This is a genomic window from Streptomyces caelestis, assembly GCF_001279005.1.
Taxonomy (GTDB): Bacteria; Actinomycetota; Actinomycetes; order Streptomycetales; family Streptomycetaceae; genus Streptomyces; species Streptomyces heliomycini.
On record NZ_LGCN01000243.1, the window covers coordinates 1 to 16,466 of the forward strand.

The window sequence follows — 16,466 nt, forward strand, 5'->3', positions numbered from 1 at the left end:
CGACGAGCGACCAGAGTTCGTCAGGAACCAACCGCTGCGACAAACCAACACCCATGGCACGGCATCATGCCGCATCAACCTCACACCACGTGAGACAAGTTCTTAGAGCTCATCTCATTTGGCGGGTTCGATAGCCTGCCTCTGCGGGAATCGTTGAGCGGCTGGTGCCGGATGAGCTGTGGGAGTTGTTCCAGCGAGTGGTGCCGGAGGCGCCGATCCGGCCTCAAGGCGGTGGTCGGCGCCGGCACGGTGATCGGGAAGTGTTGGCCGCGATCGTGTTCGTGGCGACGTCGGGCTGCACGTGGCAGCAGTTGCCGTCCGCCTCGTTCGGGCCGTCGGGAGCCACAGCCCACCGGCGCTTCGCCGAGTGGTCCAAGGCCCGGGTGTAGGCGAAGCTCCATCGCCTGGTCCTCGATGAACTCGGCTCTCGTGGTGGGCTGGACTGGTCCCGCTGCGCGATCGACTCGGTGAACATGCGGGCCTTGAAAAGGGGGAACTGACAGGTCCGAATCCTGTTGACCGAGGCAAGTACGGCTCGAAGATCCATTTGATCACCGAGCGGACCGGACTGCCCCTTTCTGTCGGGATCTCCGGCGCGAACCTGCACGACAGTCAGGCCCTCGAACCGCTCGTGCGCGGCATCCCGCCCATCCGCTCGCGCCGCGGACCTCGCCGCCGACGGCCCGCCAAGCTCCACGCCGACAAGGGCTATGACTACAACCACCTGCGACGATGGTTATCCGGCCGAGGCATCCGGCACCGCATCGCCCGCAGAGGCATCGAGACTTCGCAACGGCTCGGCCGCCACCGTTGGACCATCGAACGCACCATGTTCTGGCTCGCCGGATGCCGACGCCTGCACCGCCGCTATGAACGCAAAGCCGGCCACTTCCTGGCCTTCACCAGCATCGTCTGCACCCTCATCTGTTACCACAGACTCACCAAATAGGGACGGATACGGCCGGGCTGGATTCGACCTCCTGCGACGCCAAGGCCTCCTCGCGGACCGAGTACCGTCACTCACCGTTACCGAACCGCAAGAAGTGGATCAGAACCGTGGGATTTCCCCAGCGGCGGCCACTTGACGGGGAGCGATCTGGCCGTCGGTGGTCACTCTGCGTTCCCGGATGGTTCGTCGTTCTTGATCGGTCCCGGCGGCAGCCAGGGCCTGACTTCGGTGGCACCTTGATGGGGTTGTTGCACATGCCGTAGCGGCATGTGGTGGGGTCGGGGCATCACGCACGAAAGGCTCTGTCTGCGATGTACCCGTCCCTCACGCCTCCCCGGCAGGTCAAGATCGGTGATGCCGCTGCGTTCGCCGGGATCACTCCACGCGCCATCCGCCACTACCACGAGATCGGTCTGCTGCCGGAACCCGAGCGCGGTGGGGACGGCCGCCGCCGCTACGGCTATGACGACATGATCCGCCTGCTGTGGATCCGCAAGATGGCTGATGCCGGTATCAGCCTGGACGACATGCGGGCCGCCTTTGGCGAAGCCCGGGGCGAAGCTGGAGACGAAGCCCTGGACCACGCCTCGGATATCGAGTCGGTCCTGAGCAGGCTGGAGGAAACCTTGGCGGCGCAGGAGGCCGCCATCAAACGTCGGCGCGCGGCTGTCCAGCGCCTGCAGGCGGTGGGCAGCCCGCTGGGGCTGCTCTCCGAACTGGTCACGGACCGGCTCAGCCACCTGCCCCCGGGAGCGTTGCGCCCTTCCGATCTGGACGCCCTGCTAGTCACAGAACGGATCTTCGGGCCGCTGGGCGCCGCCATCCAGGCCAGCACGTTCATCGTGCTGGCCACCCACCCCGACCTGCGGGCCGAGGAGGACCGTCATGAGGCGGCCGAGGCCGCTCTCGACGACGGCGTCGAACCCGACGACCCGCGCGTCGAAGAGCTCGCCGTACAGCGATGCGCTCACCAAATGGCCCTGCATCAGGCCATCGAGGCAGCTGGTCTCGACGCGGCCGAGGAGAAGATCTTCGAGATCTACGACGCCGACTTGAAAGGGGAGGAGGGCACAGAGATGAGTGCCGCCGCAGCGATCACCAAGATGCCCTACGACTTCTCTCCTGCCCGGATGCGCTGCCTGGAACTCGCCGGACGACTCCTCGGCGAGGCCCTTGCCGACGCCCACTGCGCGGACAGTTGATCGCCTGTGCCTGGCACTGACGTGGCCCGACAACCGGTCACGTCCATCCGCGTGTGACCGGTCGGGTCAGAGGTCAAGCCCGGGACGTAACCAAGAGTGACATCACAACTGACTGTACGTGGGGATTCCGAGCCGGCCGCTGACACCAGTCTGCGGTTGCAAAGCCAGCACCTCCCCATCGCCATGTCGACGCCGACCACCGCCCTGTGGTCGCGAACGCACCTCGGGCACCACTCGCTGGAACAGTTCCCCCAACGCATCCGGCACCAGCCGCACCACGATCGCCACCACGACCGACAGACCGGCGACCCAATTGAGATGACGTCTTAGGAGAAACTTCGCGGGTGGGTTCCTCTCGCCTTGAGTGAGCCGAAGCACGGTAGTTGTCATATAGGCAGGCTGATTGTCGCCGACGGCGTCGCCGTCGACCAGGAGGGGCACCGGTCTGTGCGGCGGGCTCGGTGCGCTGGTCGCGGATTTGTGGACCGGGGTCGGAGGGAGCGGTGTCGTTGGGGCCGGTAGTGGGCGCGACGCTGATCGGCGCGATGCTCGAGCCGGTCGGCGAAGGCATGGGCCACGCCCCGCTCGGCCTGTTCATGTCCGGCTCGTCGGTGTCGGTTGACGGTCGGTTCTCGTATCGGCGTTGCCGGAAGGCTTTCAGGCAGGTGTTGTCGTCCTCGCTTCTTCGCGGTCCATGGTGTGGATCAGGTCGGTCAGGGCGGTCCGGTTGCGTTCAAGGGAGTCGATGCGCTCGGTCATCCGGTCGCGCACGAGCATCGCCCGCAGTTCTGAGGCTGTGCCGGGAATCACCTCGTGCGAGCGCTCGATGCAGTGGAGCATGGGCGCGATCGCTCGGGTCGGGACACCGGCGTCGAGAAAGCAGCGGATTTTCTCCGCTCGTTCGATGAGAGCCTCGTCGTAGCCGCGGTACCCGTTGTCGCCGCGCTGGGGCGCGATGAGGCCCTGCTCCTCGTAGTAGCGCAGCATCCGCGCGGAGATGCCCGTCCTTCGGGCCAGCTCGCCGATCCTCATCGTTGCATCACCAGGATTCTCATGGTGTCAAGGTCAGCTCGGGTGTGCGTCGGCCGGGTCGGCCTCGCGAGCCGACTTGACCTCGACGCGGTGTGAAGGTTGCACCTTTGGACGCGTGCCCGATGACGGCCCACACCGAACAGCGGCGCTGCCGGACGGCTACCGCCATCGGCCTCGGCGAAGGCCATGTCGGCCGGACCCACGACGAAGGAGACCCGATCACGACCACGGAATTCAGCTTCGGCAAGTTGATGCAGCACCTGAATGCAGGAACGGCACTGCCCCGGCCCGCGGGCCTGCCCGCCGAAGAGCACATGCGCAAGGCAGTGCAGGGCTACATCGACAACCTCAACAACCCCGACCCGGACTACGCGGCCACCTACCTCGCCGTCCCGCGCAGCGGCGAGGACCCGGTGGGGACGAAGCCCTTCACCATCCGCGGCAGCTGGGAGGACCTGCTGAACGAGATGAAGGACCTCATCGATGTGTCCTTCACCCCCAGGAGGGCCGAGCTGACCGCTCCCATCAGCTTCTCCCTCGGGAACAAGGCGGCCATGGCGTTCAAGCTCTGGGCAGAGGTGGACGGCCACAACATCGGCATCGACATCGTCGAGGTCATGGCGTTCGACGAGTCCGGGAAGATCTGCGAGCAGATGGCGTACTGGGGCGTGGAGAACGTCACCGTGCTCGACTGAGCCTGGCACCTGAGGCCGTACCCGCTCTGCGGCGCACTCGACGCTGCGCCCCACCACCGGAAGAAGAGTTGTCCCGTGACTACATCGGTCACCCCGTCCGTCTGCATCGTCGGCGCCGGCTCCATGGGCGTCGTCACCGGCTACCACCTGGGCCTGGCAGGGGCCTCCGTCACCTTCCTGGTGCGACCGCACCGCCAGGCACAGTCGTCGCGGCCCAGGTGCTCTACTCCTATGACGACCACAGCCTGAAGACCTACTCCGGCTACCAGCTCCTCACCGACCCGTGCGAGCTCGCCGGAACCGCATTCGCCTTCATCGTCATCACCCTCGACGCAGCGGCGCTGCGCGCGGAAGCCGCCAGAAGCTGGTGGACGAGATCGGCCGCGCCTTCCGGGGCACGTCGACCGCAGTGATCCTCGGCAGCGTCGGGATCGACCTGCGGTCCTGCTTCCTGGAGCGCTCCGGACTCGCCGAGACCCAGGTGACCTACGGCGGTCTCGGCAGCCTCGCTCACGAGGTCGGGCCCGCCAGGATGCCCACGCACCCCGGCACCCGGCCGGACCTGCTGGCGAGTGCGGACTACGCCTACCGCCACCTCACCCCGTCCGGCTTCCACGTAGACCTCAGCGCGCCGCAGGCGGCGCACGACTTCGCGGCCCTCTACGACCGCAACGGCGTCTCGAAGTGCGGCATCCTCGACGTCGACGCATACGGGCATCGGCCCGCCTGCCTCAGGACGGCGGCTCGCCCACAGGGCTGCCGGTGGTCATCACACGCTCCTTCCAGGCCGGTTGACAAAACGGAACGGCGCTCCGGATACTAAGTGGAGCGCCGTTCCGCTTCAGGTTGGTTGAAGCGGGATGTCTCTGACCAGCTGGTCCGTTGTCGGTCGCAGGAGACCGGCGGGCAGCAGGTGCCACCGAAAGGGAAGCCGCTCGTGAGTACATCCACCGCCATCAGCGCCGACGCCTGGGGCACGCCCGTCCCGGTCCTGTCCTTCAGTCCCGTCGTCCTCCCCGTGCCGGGACGTCCCGTGGACCTCCAGGTACGCGTCTCCGCACCCGCGACCGGAACCGATCTCGCCGTCATCCTCCTCTCCCACGGTCAAGGCCCCTCGAACAACCTCTCCTCGCTCAACGGCTACGCGCCGCTCGTCAACTCGTGGGCCGCTCAAGGATTCGTGGTCATCCAGCCCACCCACCTCACCTCCCGGACACTGACTCACCTGGTCGCCGACGCGCCCGGGGCGCCCTTCTTCTGGCGCTCGCGCTCCGAGGACATGTCCCACATCCTCGACCGACTCGACATGATCGAAAAAGCCGTACCGCTGCTCTCCGGACGGATCGACCACGCCAAAGTCGCCGTCGCCGGGCACTCTTTCGGCGGCTTCACCGCCGGCCTCCTGCTCGGCGCCCAGGTCACCGACCCCGACGAAGGAGGGGAGGTGAGCCTTCTCGAACCCCGGATCAAGGCGGGTGTGCTGCTCGCCGCGCCCGGCAGGGGCGACGTCCTCAACGGACCGATGGGCGACGCGCTGCCGGTCTTCCGGACCATCGACTTCTCCACCATGACCACACCCGCGCTGGTCGTCGCCGGCGAGAAGGACGACTCCCGGCACTTCACGGACATGGGCCCGGACTGGCACGCCGACCCCTACACCCTCGCCCCCGGACCCAAAACCCTGCTCACCCTGTTCGGCGCGGAGCACGGACTCGGCGGGATCGCCGGCTATGACGCCGCCGAGACCACCGACGAGAACCCCGAACGAGTCGCGGCCCTCGCCCGGCTCACCGCGGCCTACCTCCGCACCGGGCTTCACCCGGGTGACCCCGCATGGCAGGCCGCACGCGAGGCACTGACGGCCGGTCCCGATCCGATAGGACGAGTCGAATCCAAGTAAAACCCCGCCGGGGACACGTCCTTCATTGCATGTCCACACTGCCGACGCCTGGGAGTAGGCAGTGTGGACACTTGACAATGACGTCCGGGCAGCCGGCTGCCGCGGTGCGAGTGCCTCGGCACCAGGATCTTCAGCCGTCATCGGCTGCCGCTGGCGGCCGCCAGCGGCAGCGGGCCAGCCACCGCCGCCCTTTTACGACGGTCGCGTAAAGGCACGGCTGGGCGGCATCGTCTCAAAGATCAGTCGAGGAGTGCGGTCGCTTCGACCTCGACGAGAACATCCGGTTCGAAGAGATACTCAACACCGATGAGGGAGGCCGGCGGCAGGGGAAGCCGGAGCCCGATCTCGTCGGCGACGGCTTCCACGCCGCTCATGAAGTCGCTGATCTTCTCCGGGCTCCACTGGGTCACGTAGAACGTCAGGCGCAGCACATCCGCGAACGACGCGCCCGCGCCTGCCAGCCCGACGGAGGTGTTGCGCAGCGCTTGGGCGACCTGCCCGGCCAGATCGTCAGGCGCGACCGGAGTCCCGTCGGCCTGGCGCGCGATCTGCCCGCTGACGTGGACGTGTTTCGTCCCGGTGCCCACGGCGACGTGGTGGTACGGGACCGGCTGCAGCATGCCTTCCGGCGTGAAGTACTGGACAGTCATGGTCTTCTCTCCTTCAAGCTAAGTATCTATAAGCTACCTAGTAGAAGAAGGACACTTCAACGAGACCAGGTTTCGCCATGGATACCGACGACGAACTCCGCATCGATGCCCCGCACCGCGAACTGCTCGACCAGATCCTCGACAAGTGGTCGCTCAGCGTCCTCAACGAACTCTGCGAACGCCCGTGCCGCTTCAACGAACTGCGCCGGGCCATCCCCCAGATCACGCAGAAATCGCTGACCGCGACACTCCGCCGCCTCGAACGCAACGGCGTGATCGAGCGCGAGGTAGTCTCCACCCGCCCTGTGGCGGTCATGTACCGGATCACGCCCCTTGGCAAGACCCTCCGGCACCCCGTCGACGTGCTACTGGCATGGGCCTCACAGAACATGCCCGTCATCGAACGCGCACGCGAAGACTTCGACAGGCGAGAAGAAGAAGCTCACCCCTGAAAGGACGCCGCGCGGGAGAAGCCGGCCTCGCTCTCCCCGGGGCACGCCGCGGCCGCCGACCAGGTGTACGGGCGCCCCTGCCGCCTGTCGGGGGTGCCCCTGCGTCTATGGCCGAGACTCGAAGATCACCTCGTCCGGGCGGCCGACGTGACAGTGCTCTGCGGCTTCACGCCTGCTTGGGCAAAGTGAGGATTTCGGCTCCGTCGTCGGTGATGGCGATGGTGTGCTCGCTGTGCGCCGTCCGGCAGCCTGTCGCGCTGCGGAGCGTCCACCCGTCGGCGTCCGTGACGAGCTGGGCGGTGTTCGCCATGACCCACGGCTCCAGGGCGAGCAGCAGTCCCGGACGCAGTTTGTACCCACGGCCGGGCCGTCCGGTGTTCGGGACGTGCGGGTCCTGGTGCATGGTCGATCCGATGCCGTGACCCCCGAACTCCGTGTTGATCAGGTAGCCCGCCTTCCTGAGGACGGTGCCGATGGCGTGGGAGAGATCGCCGATGCGGGCCCCGGGCCCGGCGGCGGCGATCCCCGCGGCCAGCGCGCGTTCGGTCGTCTCGATCATCGCGACGCTCTCCGGGGGCCTGGTGTCGCCGACGATGAAACTGATGGCGGCGTCCGCGGCCACTCCACCCTTGGAGACGGCGAGGTCGAGAGTCAGCAGATCTCCGTCGACGAGCGTGTAGTCATGGGGGAGCCCGTGGAGCACGGCGTCGTTGACGGCCGTGCAGATGTAGTGGCCGAACGGGCCGCGCCCGAAGGAGGGCGCGTAGTCGACGTAGCAGGACTGCGCTCCTGCCTCAGCGATCATCTTCTTTGCCCACCGGTCGATCTCGAGCAGGTTCGTGCCGACCGTGGTGCGGCCCTTCAGCGTGTGCAGGATGTCCGCGACCAGGGTGCCTGAGTCCTTTGCTCGGGTCAGCAGGGCGGGGTTCAAAATCTCGATCATGGGACGCTCTTCCCGTGCGACCAATAACTATACCGGTAAAACTATACCGGTATAGAGTCGGGGTCATGGTCGGGTTGCCGCTCACCCCCGTAGAGGTCGCACGCGGTCAGCGCCTCGGCGCCCTTCTGCGCCGGGCCCGGGGGGAATGTTCAATGCTCGAGATCGCGCTCGACGCCCGCGTCTCACCGGAGACACTCAGGAAGATCGAGTCGGGCCGCGTGGCCACCCCGCCTTCCCGACCATCGCGGCGATCGCCGACACCCTCGGCCTTTCCCTCGATGCGGTGTGGGCCGAGATCAACAAGCCCGATTACGGCGTCGTGGGCGGCCGCGACACCGCGCGCGGGCGTTGTCACGTTGGCTGATCGGCCTGGGATGATCTTGGAGTTGGTTGTGCCGGGGAGGGTTCGCTCGTGTCGTCCGCGTCGCCGTCGTACAAGGGGCACCGGTACCCAGTCGAGGTGATCGCGCACTGCGTGTGGCTGTACTTCCGTTTCCCGCTCAGCTTCCGCGAGGTCGAGGAGCTCGAGCGCGGTGTGCTCGTCTCCCACGAGACGGTCCGGCGCTGGTGCGCGAAGTTCGGGCAGATCTACGCGAACGGCCTGCGCCGCCGACGGCCCCGGCCGGGCGACAAGTGGCACTTGGACGAGGTTTTCGTAAGAATCGACGGTGAGTTGAAGTACCTGTGACGGGCCGTCGACGCCGACGGCGCCGTCCTTGACATCCTCGTGCAGAACCGGCGGGACAAGGCCGCGGCCCAGCGTTTCTTCCGCCGCCTGCTGAAGACGACCCGCACGGTGCCCCGGGTGATCGTCACCGACAAGCTGCGCTCCTGCCGAGCGGTCCACCGCGAGGTCATGCCCTCGGTCAAGCACTGCTCGCACAAGGGCCTGAACAACCGGGCCGAGAACAGCCACCAGCCCACCCGGCAGCGCGAACGCGCCATGAAAGGCTTCCGTAGCGTTGGCGGAACCCAGCGGTTCCTGGCCGCGTTCAGCGGCATTTCACCCCACTTCCGGCCCCGCCGCCACCTGATGACCGCTCTCGACCACCGCGCCGAGATGACCATCCGCTTCGCCATCTGGGACCAGATCACCGACGCCGCCGGCCAGCCCGCCAAGACCTGAGCACCAACCCGGAACCCGGCCCCTGCCACGCCCCGACGCGCCGCCAGAGACCCACGCACCCAATAATGTGACAGCGCCTGAACCGCGCACTCGTCCATGCTCGCGCTCCCGTCGAACGAGGCGTCGCCCGACTGAAGTCCTGGCGCATCCTCCGCCGAAGCCGCTGCGGCCCGAATCGGATGACGATCATCGCCGCAGCGGTCCTTGCCCTGGAGAGGCAACGTGGAAAACGTTCACAGACGGATTCCAGGCAGAGGATGGGTGTCACACGCAGTCTTGGGTCACTCCGGAATCCGGGCTACGCGCCGGGGCGGACGCCGGCTGCGAGGTCGTGCAGGTGCGCGGTGGTGCCGTTGCGTCGTGCGCGGCGCAGTCCCTGTTTGGCCAGCAGGCCGTTGGCCACGGTCATGACCGTCCTGCTGGGCGGCGCTGTCATGCCGACCGATGTGTGGGGGGCGTACAACGCCTCTCCGTTGTCGACGGTCAGCCAGCCGGTGACGGTGCGCATGCTCACGCCGACGCACTGCGGTCGGAACGCGTGGGCGAGGAATCCCGCTCGGCGTCCGCCTGGTGGCAGGAGTTCGGGCGGTGCGCTGAGGCGCAGCCCGGTCTCGTCGTGTCCGGTGACCGTCACCGGGAGGATGACGGGGCTGCCGTCGGCCCCCTCGTACGCCAGCAGGCGATGCGGGAGGGCGGCGATCCGCCGGGCGAGCTGGGAGACGGGTATCCGGGGTGTTGTGCCGTTCTTCGGGGGTCGCTGTTCGGCGGGATGCTGTGGCCAGGACGGGCCGGTCACGGTTGCCGGTCCGTGTGCTGAGAGGTGGGGCCAGGTGCTGATGCGTTCCAGGTCGACGTCGACGAAGACGCGCTCTTGGTGGTATTCGCGCAGCAGCCAGTCCCACACTCTTCCGTGCTTGGTCTTCCCGAAGAACGGCTCTGTGGCGTCCATCAGCTCTGCCAGCCGCTGTGCCGAGGGCTGGAGGTCCACCGATGCCTTGCCCTGGGCGAGGACGTAGTGGCTGTGGGCGGCGAATCCGTGCGTGCGCGTGTGATAGGCGAGGGCGACGCGGGGGTTGTTCAGGATGCGTTCCAGTTTCTTCGGGAAGCCCAGCGAGGTGGTGAAGCTGACCTGGTTGGCCGCCCGGTTCGCGAGCCCCACCGGTGAGACGCTGGTGACCACCGCGCCTCCGGCGGGGGTGAGGTAGGCGACCGCGACGGTCAGGTCGCCCGTGATCGCCTCGTACGCCGTGTCCGGCCAGGGGAGGTGTGTGTCCGTCACGAGCCGATACCTCGCAGCACTCGCAGGTCGGCGGCGGCCTGGTCGCGCAGGGCGGGCAGCAGCGACTTCACCGGCGGCGGCATGTTCACGCATATCGATTCCACCTCGGCCGGTGTGCCCACCTCGTCGAGGAGGCCGATCATCAGATGCCCGGCCACCGGGGGCGTGGTGGCGATGACTCGTTGGGCGAACTCCGCCCACTGCGCGGGCGTGATGTGCGCCCGCAGGGCGGGGAACAGAACCGGTTCCTCGTGGTCCAGGTGGTCGCGCACGCTGTCGCGCACCGCGACGGCCGCCTCGCGCAGTGCGTGCCGGTCGTCTTCGTCCGGATTCTCGCCGTCATGGCCTTTCGCGCCGGTGAGGCCGATGTCGGCGAGGCGGTCGAGCGCGATGTCCAGACGTTCGTGTTCTTCGCTCAGATCGTCGAGTGCGCGCTTCGCCTCGGGCGCCGCGGTCAGGATGAGCGGCCACAGCCATTCGTCTTCGGTCTCGTGGTGGTGACGCAGGTTCACCACGAGGAAGTCCCGTAACTGCGCGAGCGCTTGGCCAGGCACGGAGGGGCGGCCGGCGGCGTCCACGAGCAGCCCGGTGGCCAGTCTGTGTGTCTCATGGGTGAGCCGCGTTTCCACGACGGCTTGTGAGTCACGCCCGGCATTCATGTCCATGGGGTGCGAAACCTTCGGGTTGAGGGGTGCATGGTGCAGGGTCTTCCCGTCCGGAAGGGAAGTCCCATTTTGAAGTTACAGCATCTGCAATGAATACGCTTACCCTTACCTCGGGGTAAGGTGGGAGCATGTCCGCACCGACCCGGAGTTATCGATCGCCGCGGCGTGAGCGGGGCGCGGCTCAGACCCGGCAGGACATCCTGGCGGCCGCGCGTGAGCTTTTCATCGCGCAGGGCTATGCACAGGTGACGATGGGGCACATCGCTCGCGCGGCCGGCGTCGCGACCAAGACGCTGTACGCGAGCGTGGGGACCAAGACGGAGCTCCTGCACGCCCTCCTGGCCACGGACGTGGCGGACTCGCGGACCACCGGGATCCATGAGGAGGTGTTCCGGAGCGAGGACCTCGCCTCGGCGGTCGCACGCCTGGCGCACGGTGTCCGCGACAACACCGAACGCTTCGCTCCGTCCATCGACCTGCTCTACTCCTCCATGGCGAGCGACGCCAAAGCGCGGGAGGTGTGGGACTACGTCGTCACGCAGTACCGCCAGGCGCTTCGCGAAGCCGCGGAGCACCTGGTCTCCATCGGCGCAGTGGCTCCGCATCTCGACGTGAACGGTGCGGCGGACCGTCTGTGGCTGTGCTTCGGGCTGTCGGCATGGCGATCGCTTGTCATCGACTGCGGCTGGAGCTACGACGCCGCGGAGCACCTGCTCTCCCGCCAGGCCCTGAACATGCTCGAGGACCCCGTCCCGGCATAGGCGCGGCCGGCGTTCCCTTCTCGCGCCGCCACCACGCGGCGTGGACGGCAGTCCGGACTGGCCGGGGAGTGCCTCTATGTCTTTCGTCAAGTGGTGCGGGGGCTTCTCGGTTCGTAGAAGGTTCCGTGGCGGAGCATGGCGAAGAGGACGCTGATGCGGTGGCGGGCGAGGCGGAGGGGACCTGGGTGTGGGTTTTGCCGCGGGCTCTCGGCAGCGGTCGTAGCAGGTGCGGGAGGCGGGATCGTGGAGTGCTGCGAACACGGAGAGGAACATCGCCCGTTACTGCCTCTGGGGGCGTGTTCGCCGTGGATCGACGTGCCGGACTGGCGGGTTGCCGGGGCGAGGCTGGCGTAGGAGGCCAGGCGGGCGGCGCTCGGGAAGGAGCTGCCGTCGCCGACGGTGGTCAGGAGGACTGCGGTGGTCCTGACGCCGATGCCGGGCGTCGACGTCAGGACCTGGGAAAGAGACATCCGATGCAGTTGATCTGTCAAGCGGCGATGGTGAATTGTGGGGTCGGCATGGTGGGGAACGCGGTGAGTTCGTTGTAGGGGGTGCGCTTGGTGAGGCAGTGGTGGAGGCAGCCGAACATGCGGTTGAAGAGGTTGCGCTGGGCCGCGGTGTGGCGGTCTCCGTCGGCTCGTCGTCTGTCGTAGTGGGCTCGGGCGCCTGGGGAGGCGGTCAGGCTGGCGAACGCCCAGACGTAGCCGACCGAGGCCAGACGCTGGTTCTTGACCCTGCGGGCCATGACCGCAAGGCTTCTGCCGGACGTCCGGGTGACCGGTGCAGCCCCGGCGAAGGTTTTGAGGCCTTTCGCGTCGGTGAATCGGGATCGGTTGTCGCCGATCTCGGCGAGCACCCGTGCGCCGGTGAGTGACCCGAGCCCTGGAAAGCTGGTGATGATCTTGGTGTCCGGGTGTGTGTCAAAAGCCTCCACCGTCGCTTCGGCGAGGTCGTCGACGCTGGTGCAGGCGGCATCGAGCTGTTTGAGCAGGGCGATGGCCTGGTGTCCCATAGCTTGCTCGACCTGCGAGGGCTGGCGCATCTGCGGGACTCGCAGGGCGTCTCGCAGTCGTTCGACTTCTGCCTCGATGCCGCGCTGGCGGCCGGCCTTCTTCAGCAGCGAGCGCAGCTGGGCGCGGGTGAGCTTGGCTGCCTGATCGGAAGTGGGGCCGCGGCCAGCACGGCGCGGGCGATGCTGCTGCTGATCCCTTCACGCTTGTGCTGGAAGGCAGCCAGAAAGCCGGGGAAGTATTCGCGCAGGTGGGAGCGGAGTTTGTTGCCTGCCTGGGTGCGGTCCCAGACCGCGTCCTGCTGGGCGCGGGCCAGGACGGCGACTGCTTGGGCGAGCTCGCTGTCGTCGGGCAGCGGCCGGTGGACGGCTTTGTCCGTGCGCAGGATGTTCGCGAGCACCATGGCGTCAAGGTGGTCGGACTTCTTGCGGGCGACGGTGTGGCGGTCGCGGTAGCGGGCGGCGGCCATCGGGGTTGACCGCGTAAACGGGTCGGCCAGTCGCGCGGAGGCAGGCCACCAGGAGGCCGCGAGAGGTCTCGATCGCGACGGGGATCGCGGCGTTTGCGGTATCGCCGTGGGTGGTGAAGAGCTCGAGGAGCTGGTGCAGGCCGTCGAGGTCGTCGGTGATCCGGGCCCGGGCTGACAAGTTGCCCTCATGGTCGACCAGGGCGACGTCGTGGTGGTCGCTGGCCCAGTCGATTCCGCAGGTGACGGTCATCGTGTCGTGTTCGTCCTCTCGGTCGGGAGCGTGCTGCTGGTCGCAGCCGTGCGGGGGCACGCGTCTCCCTAATGGAAGGGCTCGATGGCCCTGCATCCGATCAGCCGTTCGTGACCCCAGCGGCTCGCAGGGTCCTCGGTCTGCTCAGGAGCTCGGTGGCGCCAGGCGTGGTGAGAGGTGACCCCTGTAGGCGGCTCGGACCACAAACCTCGATCCGATCATCGGACTGGATACGGCCGTCGTGCGGGCTCGCGATGCTGGACGGTCCCGGAGGTCGGCTCTTGACCAAGGGATCCGGTCCCAGGGGGTGTGTACGGCTTCTCCGGAACCGACCAGCGCCACGAGTGATGCGGGGCCCGCGGTCTCTTCCAGGGACTCAACGGACCGGGGTGGGCCTGGCGATGCCCCGCATCACTGCCCATTACTGACTTCGACTGGTCAAGGTGACGTGGGTTCGTCGAAGGTCAGGCCGGTGCCGGCTATGAAGCCGTCGAGGGTGCCGGGCCGGTACCGAAGGCGCTTGAGCCGGTTACGGACGAGGGCTTCGAGCCGGTCGAGCGCGAGGGCGGCGAGGTTGGCCAGGCTGCGTTTGACGTGTGCCCACACCCCCTCGACGGGGTTGAGGCCGGGCGAGTAGGCGGGCAGCAGGGACACCGTCAGCCACTCACGCTTGGCGATCAGCTCGCGCATGGCGTGGGAGACGTGGGTGTTCAGCCGGTCCCAGACCAGCACGATCGGCGCCTTGACGAGCTGGTGGACGCTGTCGACGAGCGCGATGAAGTCCCGCTCGCCCATGCTGCGGCGTGCGCTGCTGCCCGCTCGGTGAGTGCGCAGACGGTGGCACAGCCGGGTGCGCGGGCCCGGCCGTATCGCGATCAGCCCGGCCACCGACAGACGCCCCGAGCGGCGCCCGCTGACGGTCACGACCGGGGTGCGCCCTCGCCGGCCCCAGGTTCGTCCCCGGGGCGGCTTCCGGGTGAACCCTGCTTCTTCCTCGAAGCAGATGTAGCCCCCGCAGACCGCCTGGGCCCTTTTACCTCCGCCCAGGTCCCCTCCTTCCACGCGGTCACGGCCTGCTCGTCGCGCTCGGCGACCCTGGGTGCGGGGACCTGCGGGCTGAAGCCGAGCCGGTGCATCAGCCTCGTGGCGCCGGAGACGCTGTAGGAGATGTGGAACTTCCTGCCGATCAGCGTGGTCACCCTCGATGCGGTCCACACCTGGTCCTCCACCCAGCCGTGGGCAGCCGGGCCCTCATCGAGGTACGCAGCCAGTTTCTCCAGGCAGCGCGGGGACAGCCGGCAACGGGATCCGCCCGGGCCGCGGAAAGCAAGAGCTTCACGACCGCCATCCCGCCACAACTGGTGCCAGTGGTAAGCCGACTTCACGCTCACCTGCAGCCGCCGTGCGACCTCCGACGGCTTGATCTCCTGCTCGAACCACTCGGCCGCCTGCATCCGTACTGACTCACGGCGCCGACGTCCCGCAGGGGGCAGCCCGCCCCCATCCGCATATCTCACACCACACGGATACAGCCGCCCACCTACACCCATCAGAGGCTTCGCAAAGATTCACCCTGACGAGCCGAAGCCAGTAACCGCCGTTCTGTGCGGGTAGAAGGCCCTGGCATCCCGGGCGAGCGCCACGCCAGGGCCCAAACCGCGCCGTTCGAATTCTGAGCTGGGCAAACGCCCAGACACCACGTGATCATGTCATGCTCAGCTCATAAACAGGCGCTGACCTTGTCGTTCAACTCCATCAGGGATTGATGTAGTCGCCCCACCAGAAGGTGGCGACGTAGGCCCGCCCAAGTGCCTCTCCGCCTCGTCCGCCCCTGATATGGATGACGATCAACGCCAGGACGAACCAGGCGATGAAGCATCCCGCGACGATCAAAGCCCACTGAGGACCCGAGGCAATAGCGATGACGATCAAGGCAATGATCGTCACGGCCAGTCCGATGTGACCGTCACCGATATCCGTGCCGGACTTGTTGCCGCCTGTCATGAGGACCCCCGCTGAAGATCACGCCGTCCTGCGTCAGAGCAGCCTACGAGGCTCTGTCTGCACTGTCAGTGCCGCTTGAACGACGGGGCTTGGTGTCCTTCTTGTGGTGGGCGGGGCGGCTGTATGCGTCGCCGGTCGCCAGGACGCGGCCCACGTCGTGGCGGGTGGCCGGGCGGCGGTTCTTCGAGTCCAGTGGTCGCCCTGGCCCGGGTCGGGACGGTTTCGGTGCACTGGCCGGGGAGCCGGTCTTCGTGCGCAGGTTCCTGAACCCGCGCCGGATGCGGGCGGGTGTAGGTCTGTTCGGCGGAGCCGGCTTTTCCCAGGGGCGACGGGTCAGCCGTGGATGCAGCCGGTCCCACGCCTGCGCGGTTGCCTTCCCGTGGAGCCGGGTGTCCGTGGTTGTCACGGCCTGCTCAGTACCCCAGGTTGTCGGGTCGCCGAAGACGAACTCGCCACCGTGCTTGGGCGGCCGGCCGCCCTTGGGGTCGGCCGGGCCGAACTCTTTGCGGGAGGGCGCAGGACGCCGCATCACCCGATCTGAACGGAGTCGGCCGAGGATCTCGACGGGAAGGTCACCTACCGTGCACGAGCTCGCCAGGGAAAGTGTTGGGCCAGGCGAAGCTGGGTGTGAGCGGCGACGACCAGCCAGGTCCAGCGGTCTGCAGCAGGTCCTCGGCCAGGTGCGCGGCGCCGGTCAGCAGCTACGTGGTATGCAGCAACTTCGAGCCGCACCCTTTGACGAACTCCTCGAAGTCCGGTGCGCTGCTGCTGTTGTCCATCGAGCCGCTCATGCTCCCGCTTTCGGCTGCATGAGTGTTGGCAGGAGGCGGCCGCGCGGACAAACGCTCCTCAACCCCTGGCTCCCTGCAGCTCGGACGGCCTCACGGACGTGCTGGACAGGGCATGACCTGCGGATACCTCCGAAGTCGTTGCAATATAAAGTATCTCTTGGGAGGAACGGCTCCACCGGGAGCCGTGACCATGGTCCGGCCCGGGGAGAACCGAGTGGCGAGAAAACGCAGGACCCCCGTGTCGGTACGCGGCCACAAGCGCCGCCTGTCCAACGGGAGAACGACGTA

The 16,466-nt window shown here is 67.5% G+C and carries 15 protein-coding genes and 7 pseudogenes; 12 read left to right on the plus strand and 10 right to left on the minus strand.

Annotated features, from left to right (window positions below):
* Nucleotides 1-149 precede the first annotated feature (149 nt).
* Both ADK41_RS40245 and ADK41_RS32985 read left to right on the plus strand, forming a co-directional pair.
* Nucleotides 150-949 (plus strand): annotated as a pseudogene (locus ADK41_RS40245) (IS5 family transposase).
* A gap of 311 nt (nt 950-1,260) precedes the next feature.
* Nucleotides 1,261-2,151, plus strand: a complete 891-nt coding sequence (locus ADK41_RS32985; protein WP_030836341.1) for a MerR family transcriptional regulator — start codon at nt 1,261-1,263, stop codon at nt 2,149-2,151.
* Nucleotides 2,152-2,808: 657 nt separating this feature from the next.
* On the opposite strand, the gene ADK41_RS32990 is transcribed toward ADK41_RS32985, so the two are convergent.
* On the minus strand, nt 2,809-3,183 hold the full coding sequence (locus ADK41_RS32990) for a MerR family transcriptional regulator (protein ID WP_030836344.1): 375 nt from the start codon (nt 3,181-3,183) through the stop codon (nt 2,809-2,811).
* A gap of 122 nt (nt 3,184-3,305) precedes the next feature.
* Between ADK41_RS32990 and ADK41_RS32995 the strand changes: the two genes are divergently transcribed.
* From ADK41_RS32995 to ADK41_RS33005, 5 genes are all read left to right on the plus strand, one after another.
* The gene (locus ADK41_RS32995; RefSeq protein WP_051843663.1) at nt 3,306-3,878 is read left to right on the plus strand and encodes a hypothetical protein; all 573 of its coding nucleotides are present in this window, start codon (nt 3,306-3,308) and stop codon (nt 3,876-3,878) included.
* Between the two features lie 75 nt (nt 3,879-3,953).
* Nucleotides 3,954-4,127 carry a 2-dehydropantoate 2-reductase N-terminal domain-containing protein gene (locus ADK41_RS42630; RefSeq protein WP_199822428.1) on the plus strand — a complete coding sequence of 58 codons (174 nt, stop codon included), beginning with the start codon at nt 3,954-3,956 and terminating at the stop codon, nt 4,125-4,127.
* A complete protein-coding gene (locus tag ADK41_RS42635; RefSeq protein ID WP_199822429.1) occupies nt 4,097-4,291 on the plus strand; it encodes a hypothetical protein in 195 nt (64 codons plus the stop codon). Before ADK41_RS42630 ends, ADK41_RS42635 begins: the two co-directional genes overlap by 31 nt.
* A complete protein-coding gene (locus ADK41_RS40255; protein ID WP_051843664.1) occupies nt 4,246-4,701 on the plus strand; it encodes a hypothetical protein in 456 nt (151 codons plus the stop codon). Before ADK41_RS42635 ends, ADK41_RS40255 begins: the two co-directional genes overlap by 46 nt.
* Nucleotides 4,702-4,815: 114 nt before the next feature.
* Nucleotides 4,816-5,778, plus strand: a complete 963-nt coding sequence (locus tag ADK41_RS33005) for an alpha/beta hydrolase family protein (protein ID WP_030836360.1) — start codon at nt 4,816-4,818, stop codon at nt 5,776-5,778.
* Nucleotides 5,779-6,017: 239 nt separating this feature from the next.
* Here the strand turns inward: ADK41_RS33005 and ADK41_RS33010 are convergent, their stop codons facing one another.
* Nucleotides 6,018-6,428 carry a RidA family protein gene (locus tag ADK41_RS33010; RefSeq protein WP_030836363.1) on the minus strand — a complete coding sequence of 137 codons (411 nt, stop codon included), beginning with the start codon at nt 6,426-6,428 and terminating at the stop codon, nt 6,018-6,020.
* Nucleotides 6,429-6,505: 77 nt separating this feature from the next.
* On the opposite strand from ADK41_RS33010, the gene ADK41_RS33015 reads away from it, so the two are divergent.
* Entirely contained in the window at nt 6,506-6,880 is a 375-nt protein-coding gene (locus ADK41_RS33015) for a winged helix-turn-helix transcriptional regulator (protein ID WP_030836366.1), read from the plus strand.
* Between the two features lie 166 nt (nt 6,881-7,046).
* On the opposite strand, the gene map is transcribed toward ADK41_RS33015, so the two are convergent.
* Nucleotides 7,047-7,823 (minus strand): type I methionyl aminopeptidase, encoded by a 777-nt coding sequence (map, locus tag ADK41_RS33020; RefSeq protein ID WP_030836370.1) that lies wholly within the window; start codon nt 7,821-7,823, stop codon nt 7,047-7,049.
* Between the two features lie 65 nt (nt 7,824-7,888).
* Here map and ADK41_RS43675 point away from each other — a divergent pair.
* From ADK41_RS43675 to ADK41_RS40265, 3 pseudogenes are all read left to right on the plus strand, one after another.
* Nucleotides 7,889-8,187, plus strand: a pseudogene (locus ADK41_RS43675) (helix-turn-helix domain-containing protein).
* Between the two features lie 48 nt (nt 8,188-8,235).
* Nucleotides 8,236-8,949: pseudogene (locus ADK41_RS33025) on the plus strand (IS6 family transposase).
* 77 nt (nt 8,950-9,026) lie between these two features.
* Nucleotides 9,027-9,173 (plus strand): annotated as a pseudogene (locus tag ADK41_RS40265) (IS5/IS1182 family transposase); the annotation flags it as partial.
* A gap of 74 nt (nt 9,174-9,247) precedes the next feature.
* On the opposite strand, the gene ADK41_RS41885 reads toward ADK41_RS40265, so the two are convergent.
* Together ADK41_RS41885 and ADK41_RS33035 are read right to left on the minus strand one after the other, a co-directional pair.
* Nucleotides 9,248-10,228, minus strand: coding sequence for a hypothetical protein (locus tag ADK41_RS41885; protein WP_051843666.1), 981 nt, complete (start codon nt 10,226-10,228; stop codon nt 9,248-9,250).
* Nucleotides 10,225-10,893, minus strand: a complete 669-nt coding sequence (locus ADK41_RS33035) for a hemerythrin domain-containing protein (RefSeq protein WP_030836376.1) — start codon at nt 10,891-10,893, stop codon at nt 10,225-10,227. The genes ADK41_RS41885 and ADK41_RS33035 overlap by 4 nt, the downstream gene beginning before the upstream one ends.
* A 128-nt stretch (nt 10,894-11,021) precedes the next feature.
* Here ADK41_RS33035 and ADK41_RS33040 point away from each other — a divergent pair, with 128 nt between their 5' ends.
* Nucleotides 11,022-11,654 (plus strand): TetR/AcrR family transcriptional regulator, encoded by a 633-nt coding sequence (locus tag ADK41_RS33040; protein ID WP_078662217.1) that lies wholly within the window; start codon nt 11,022-11,024, stop codon nt 11,652-11,654.
* Between the two features lie 86 nt (nt 11,655-11,740).
* On the opposite strand, the pseudogene ADK41_RS40270 reads toward ADK41_RS33040, so the two are convergent.
* The 5 genes and pseudogenes from ADK41_RS40270 to ADK41_RS40275 all read right to left on the minus strand — a co-directional run.
* Nucleotides 11,741-12,118: pseudogene (locus ADK41_RS40270) on the minus strand (transposase); the annotation flags it as partial.
* 23 nt (nt 12,119-12,141) lie between these two features.
* Nucleotides 12,142-13,383, minus strand: a pseudogene (locus ADK41_RS33045) (IS110 family transposase).
* Between the two features lie 438 nt (nt 13,384-13,821).
* A protein-coding gene (locus ADK41_RS44410) for an IS630 family transposase (protein ID WP_420706788.1) occupies nt 13,822-14,900 on the minus strand; the annotation gives its coding sequence in 2 pieces (ribosomal slippage) (nt 13,822-14,402 and nt 14,402-14,900; 1,080 coding nt in all).
* Between the two features lie 238 nt (nt 14,901-15,138).
* Nucleotides 15,139-15,387: a hypothetical protein gene (locus tag ADK41_RS33060; protein WP_030836388.1), complete on the minus strand. Its 249-nt coding sequence runs from the start codon at nt 15,385-15,387 to the stop codon at nt 15,139-15,141.
* A 43-nt stretch (nt 15,388-15,430) separates the two neighbouring features.
* Nucleotides 15,431-15,961 (minus strand): annotated as a pseudogene (locus tag ADK41_RS40275) (transposase); the annotation flags it as partial.
* Nucleotides 15,962-16,466 lie beyond the last annotated feature (505 nt).